Origin of the sequence: Citrobacter sp. wls716 (assembly GCF_005280975.1) — a bacterium.
Lineage (GTDB): Bacteria > Pseudomonadota > Gammaproteobacteria > Enterobacterales > Enterobacteriaceae > Citrobacter > Citrobacter youngae.
Genome location: NZ_SZWX01000007.1, coordinates 1 through 6,216, shown reverse-complemented (window position 1 = coordinate 6,216; position 6,216 = coordinate 1). Strand labels below are relative to the sequence as shown.

Below are 6,216 nucleotides of genomic sequence, written 5' to 3'. Positions count from 1 at the left end.
GTCGCAGGTTCGAATCCTGCACGCCCCACCAGTGTAAAAAGGCGCCCTAAAGGCGCCTTTTTGCTATGCGCAGGATTTTTGATTCCCTGATGTGTTTCGCTTATCAGCCCTACAGACGACACGACTCATGTCGGCCGGATAAGACGTCAGTCGCCATTCGGCATGCATCACACGCAATTCTTGTGACTTTTCTACACCAATCCGCTATCTTGTTTAGCATACAAAACAATTCTAACCGAATATGGCGTGCGTCACGCTTTTAATCGGTTATTTCGTTAAGCCAGTAAAACGAGAAAGCAAGATGAGCGTGATGTTTGATCCAGAAGCAGCAATTTATCCGTTTCCGCCGAAGCCAGCGCTGCTGAGTGCGGATGAAAAGCAATTTTATCGAGAGAAAATTAAACGTCTGCTGAAAGAGCGTGATGCCGTCATGGTCGCGCACTATTACACCGACCCTGAAATTCAGCAGTTGGCCGAAGAGACCGGTGGCTGTATCTCAGATTCGCTGGAGATGGCGCGGTTTGGTGCAAAACATTCTGCCTCTACGCTGCTGGTTGCGGGCGTAAGGTTTATGGGAGAAACCGCCAAAATTCTCAGTCCGGAAAAGACTATCCTGATGCCGACCTTACAGGCGGAATGTTCATTAGATCTGGGCTGTCCGATTGATGCGTTCAGCGCATTTTGCGACGCGCATCCGGACCGCACCGTGGTGGTCTATGCCAATACCTCAGCCGCCGTAAAAGCACGTGCGGATTGGGTTGTCACGTCCAGTATCGCGGTAGAACTTATTGAGCACCTCGATAGTTTAGGTGAAAAAATCATCTGGGCTCCGGACAGACATCTGGGCAACTACGTGCAAAAACAGACCGGCGCAGATGTGCTCTGTTGGCAGGGAGCCTGTATTGTTCACGACGAATTTAAAACCCAGGCTTTATCGCGTATGAAAGCGCTTTACCCTGATGCCGCAATATTGGTGCACCCAGAGTCCCCTCAGTCTATCGTTGATATGGCCGATGCGGTTGGCTCAACCAGCCAGCTCATCACCGCAGCTAAATCGTTACCGCATAAGCAGCTGATTGTGGCGACTGACCGGGGCATTTTTTACAAAATGCAGCAGGCCGTTCCGGATAAAGAATTGCTTGAAGCGCCGACGGCTGGCGAGGGGGCAACCTGTCGCAGCTGTGCGCATTGTCCGTGGATGGCGATGAACGGCCTCAAGGCGATTGCTGAGGGCCTGGAACAAGGCGGAGCGGATCATGAGATACATGTTGATGCTGCGCTGCGAGAAGGGGCGTTGTTGCCGTTAAGCCGCATGTTGGAATTTGCGGCTACACTTCGAGCTTAATTAATTTTTTTTGCTCTGGGGGAAAAGATGGACTTTTTTAGCACGCAGAACATCCTGGTACATATTCCGATTGGCGCGGGTGGTTACGATCTGTCGTGGATCGAAGCCGTGGGGACGATTGCCGGGTTGCTGTGTATTGGCCTGGCGAGCCTTGAGAAAATCAGCAATTACGTTTTCGGTCTGATAAACGTCACGCTGTTTGCGATTATCTTCTTTCAGATCCAGCTTTATGCCAGCCTGTTGCTGCAAGTCTTTTTCTTTGCCGCCAACATCTACGGCTGGTACGCCTGGTCCCGGCAAACCAGCCAGCATGAAGCGGAACTTAAAATTCGCTGGCTACCGTTACCAAAAGCGCTGGGCTGGCTGGTGGCCTGCGTGGTAGCGATCGGCCTGATGTCGGTCTATATCGATCCGGTGTTTGCGTTCCTGACTCGTATTACGGTCAACATAATGCAGGCATTGGGGTTACAGGTTGCTGTGCCTGAACTGCAACCCGATGCGTTCCCGTTCTGGGATTCCTGCATGATGGTGTTATCGATTGTGGCGATGATCCTGATGACGCGCAAATACGTTGAAAACTGGCTGCTGTGGGTAATCATCAACGTAATCAGCGTGGTGATCTTTGCCCTGCAAGGGGTGTATGCCATGTCGCTGGAATACATGATCCTGACGGTTATCGCCCTCAACGGGAGCAGGATGTGGATTAACAGCGCGCGTGAACGAGGTTCCCACGCGCTGTCTCATTAATGGTGATGATGTGAATGGCCGGACACGCCCTGATACAGGTGGCAGTCCGGCCCATTGCATGGCTGATACTCCATCTGGATCGTCGAGTGTTCAATCTGGTAGTGATGGATAAGGAAATGCTGAATACGTTCCAGCAGGGCATCATGATCGTGCGGCGGGATCACCTGCACATGCAGCGTCATGACCGGCTTTTCACCCACCATCCAGACGTGAACATGGTGCACATTGCGAACTTCGGGAATATCCCGGCTGAGATGTCGCTGTAGGGCGGCGATATCCAGCGCATGAGGTGCGCCCTCCAGCAATTCATTGACGCTATCTTTTAACAATCGCCAGGCACTGCGCAGCACCAGTACGGAAACCAGAATAGAGAGAATAGGGTCCGCAGGGGTCCAGCCCGTCCAGATAATAATCAGCGCAGCGATGATCGCCCCGACCGAGCCGAGTAAATCCCCCATTACATGCAACGCTGCGGCGCGGACGTTGAGGTTTTTCTCTTCACTGCCGCGATGTAAAACCCAAAAAGCAAGCACATTGGCCAGTAAACCCGCGACAGCAATAACCATCATCATGCCGCCCGCCACGGGGCGGGGCGTTTGGAAGCGCTCAATCGCCTCCCAGACGATTAAAATGGTGATAACGACCAATGCGATGGCATTAACGAATGCAGCCAGCGTCGTGAGCCTCAGCCAGCCGAAAGTGTGGCGTATTGTAGGCGGGCGACGGGAAAACTGGACGGCCAGCAGCGCGAAAAGCAGTGCTGCTGCATCCGTAAGCATATGCCCGGCGTCGGCCAGCAAGGCCAGCGAGCCGGAGAGTATCCCTCCCACCACTTCAACCAGCATGAACCCCGCTGTAATGCAGAAGGCGAACAGCAGTCGACGGGCGTTATTATCCTTTGGCTGGTCAGGGGAAGTATGAGTATGTGAGTGCGCCATTGTGCCATCCCTTTGTTATTCTCACCTTTACTGTATGACATCATACCGTTTTTGGGGGGATAAAATTAAAAAGGAGAGCTTCTATTCTCCCGTTATCAGCCACGTAAATATTGGGCATTGCCTTATAGTACAGTGGGTAAAAATCCACAATGTGCATCGATAGCCAGCACAGAATTTTGAAAATAATAATAAAATCTGCAATTACAGTTGGAATTTGCGGTTTGGATCTGATTATTCGCTACATTCTTGCGTTTTTTTGCGTAATCCCGGGATAACACGGTTCGTACTGTAAAACCCCGTTTACACTTTATGACTGAAGATATAGATTGGAGGGATTGCATTCATTTATATAAGTATGGCAACGCTGGAATAATCATGAATTATCAGAACGACGATTTACGCATCAAAGAGATCAACGAGTTATTACCGCCAGTCGCACTGCTGGAAAAATTCCCCGCTACTGAAAATGCCGCAAACACGGTGGCTCATGCCCGTAAGGCGATTCATAAAATTCTGAAAGGGAGCGACGATCGCCTGTTAGTGGTGATTGGGCCGTGCTCTATTCATGATCCGGTAGCCGCCAAAGAGTACGCCGCTCGCCTGCTGGCGCTGCGCGAAGAGTTAAAAGGCGAGCTTGAGATCGTCATGCGCGTCTATTTTGAAAAGCCGCGTACCACCGTCGGCTGGAAGGGGCTGATCAACGATCCGCACATGGACAACAGCTTCCAGATCAACGATGGGCTGCGCATTGCACGTAAATTGCTACTGGATATCAACGACAGCGGATTGCCGGCTGCGGGTGAATTCCTCGACATGATCACGCCGCAATACCTCGCCGACCTGATGAGTTGGGGCGCGATCGGGGCGCGTACCACTGAGTCCCAGGTACACCGCGAGCTGGCATCGGGTCTGTCTTGCCCGGTTGGTTTTAAAAACGGTACCGATGGCACGATCAAAGTCGCGATTGATGCAATCAACGCCGCAGGAGCGCCACACTGCTTCCTGTCCGTGACCAAATGGGGTCATTCGGCGATCGTGAATACCAGCGGTAATGGCGATTGCCATATTATTCTGCGCGGCGGCAAAGAGCCAAATTACAGCGCTCAGCACGTCGCAGACGTAAAAGAAGGTCTGATTAAAGCAGGACTCTCTGCGCAAGTGATGATCGACTTTAGCCATGCCAACTCCAGCAAGCAGTTCAAAAAGCAGATGGATGTTGCGAAAGACGTTTGTGGACAAGTCGCTGGCGGCGAAAAAGCGATTATTGGCGTGATGATCGAAAGCCATCTGGTCGAGGGTAATCAGAACCCGGATAGCGGTGAGCCGCTGACCTACGGCAAAAGCATTACTGATGCCTGCATTGGTTGGGAAGACACCGATGCAGTGCTGCGCCAGCTGGCGGATGCGGTCAACGCGCGTCGCGGTTAAAGTTATCTTCCTCCCTTATTAAAACCGGCGAATCAGGCCGGTTTTTTTAATTAATATTAATAAGTTCATTTTGTTTATATACTCATTATATTTCTAAGGTGAATATAAATATATTCCTAATTTTATCATTCCTGTAATAAATATATTAAATTCGGGGTTATCATATCCCCAGGATTTAATATAAATATAAAGGGATGAATATGAATAAAAACTTTAACATCGTCTGGAATACCGCGCGTAATATGTATGTCGTGGCTTCTGAATTTGCACAGGGTGACAGTCAGATAAAAAGCCAGGCCAGGGCGGCAGGCATCGCCACGCTGCTGGGGTTACTCTCTGGTCCGGCGATGGCGGATTATACCCCGACTGTTGTGGCCGGTGAGTCCGTTAGTGGAGAGACCCTGAATGCCACAAATGACCGTCAGATGGTCTACGGCAGCGCCTTCAATACGACGATAGAAGCCGGATGGCAGTATGTCATGGACGGCGGACTGTCTCAGGATGCGCAGGTAACGGGAGGCACTCTCCAGATTCAGAAGAATGGCACCTCCGTGAATGCCGTGCTGAGCGGAAAAAGCCAACAGAATGTCTATGGTACAGCAGAACACACCACCATCAATTCAGGAGCAAAAAACGATGTGTTCGGAACCGCAGTGGATTCCGTCATCAATGCTGGCGGAAGGGAAATCGTTACCGTTACGGGGTTATCCAGCGGCGCGACCATCAATAATAAGGGTGTGCAGGTAGTCTTCTTTGGTATCGTTAAAAACACGACTGTAAATCAGGGGGGGGCGCTGGTACTTAGTACAAAAGAGGACGACGGAGAAAGAGCCAGTTTCGCCAGCAACACCACCGTCAACAGCGGCGGTACGCTCTGGCTGGAATCAGATTATGCCATCCTTGAAGGTACTACCCTGATTAAAACCGGTGCCATCGTTAATGCCGTAACCGGTGTTATCACCAACAGTGGGATCCTGGATTATGACCTCGACGCGGGAGCCTCCCGTACCGAGAGCAACAGCATTCAGGGCATTGGGTCCCTGCAAAAAACCGGGCAGGGTACGTTGCTGCTTACCGGTAACAACACTTACGCTGGTGACACGCTTGTCGACGAAGGCACCCTCTGGCTCGCTGATTCTGCCGTTATCGGCGTCCCCACAGTATCTGGCTCATCTTCGCAGTTAATGACCTACCTACCTTCCGGCTCTGTCAGCGTCGCTGCTGGGGCAACCCTCGGCGGTACCGGCGTTATCAATGATGATGTCTCGAATGCTGGCAACATCGCCATCAGTCAGAGCAATGAGACCGGTCACACCCTCACAATTAACGGCAATTACACCGGTAATAATGGCACGCTCTCCCTTAATACACAGCTGGGGGATGATGCCTCCCCGACGGATAAGCTCCTCATTTCCGGCGATACCGCAGGCACGACCACTGTCTTTGTTACTAATACTGGCGGGGACGGAGCCCTCACCACGCAGGGGATCGAGGTGATAGATGTCGGCGGTCAGTCTGACGGCGTCTTCACCCAGGGCAACCAGGTTCAGGTCGGATTGTATGAATACCGCTTGTATCAGGACGGTGGTGACTGGTATTTGCGCTCGCAGACCGTTACCCCGGTTAATCCTGACGATGGTGGCGATGTCACTCCGGTTAATCCGGATGACGGTGGCAATGCCGTCCCTGTGGACCCTCAGTATCGCGCTGATATCGGCGCCTATCTCGGCAACCAGTGGATGGCGCGTAATCTGCAAA

General features: G+C 51.8%; 5 protein-coding genes. 4 read left to right on the top strand and 1 reads right to left on the bottom strand.

What is annotated here, in order from left to right; genetic code table 11:
- The first annotated feature begins 301 nt into the window (after window positions 1-301).
- The gene (gene nadA / locus FDX24_RS00075; protein WP_137363629.1) at window positions 302-1,345 is read left to right on the top strand and encodes a quinolinate synthase NadA; all 1,044 of its coding nucleotides are present in this window, start codon (window positions 302-304) and stop codon (window positions 1,343-1,345) included.
- Window positions 1,346-1,372: 27 nt separating this feature from the next.
- Window positions 1,373-2,092, top strand: coding sequence for a nicotinamide riboside transporter PnuC (gene pnuC, locus FDX24_RS00070; protein ID WP_137363628.1), 720 nt, complete (start codon window positions 1,373-1,375; stop codon window positions 2,090-2,092).
- Here the strand turns inward: pnuC and zitB are convergent.
- Window positions 2,089-3,030, bottom strand: a complete 942-nt coding sequence (gene zitB / locus FDX24_RS00065; RefSeq protein ID WP_137363627.1) for a CDF family zinc transporter ZitB — start codon at window positions 3,028-3,030, stop codon at window positions 2,089-2,091. The two genes, pnuC and zitB, sit on opposite strands and share 4 nt — an antisense overlap.
- A 375-nt stretch (window positions 3,031-3,405) precedes the next feature.
- Here zitB and aroG point away from each other — a divergent pair, with 375 nt between their 5' ends.
- Both aroG and FDX24_RS00055 read left to right on the top strand, forming a co-directional pair.
- Window positions 3,406-4,458 carry a 3-deoxy-7-phosphoheptulonate synthase AroG gene (gene aroG, locus FDX24_RS00060; protein ID WP_137363626.1) on the top strand — a complete coding sequence of 351 codons (1,053 nt, stop codon included), beginning with the start codon at window positions 3,406-3,408 and terminating at the stop codon, window positions 4,456-4,458.
- Between the two features lie 200 nt (window positions 4,459-4,658).
- A partial coding sequence (locus FDX24_RS00055) for an autotransporter outer membrane beta-barrel domain-containing protein (protein WP_170973044.1) occupies window positions 4,659-6,216 on the top strand: 1,558 nt, incomplete at its 3' end.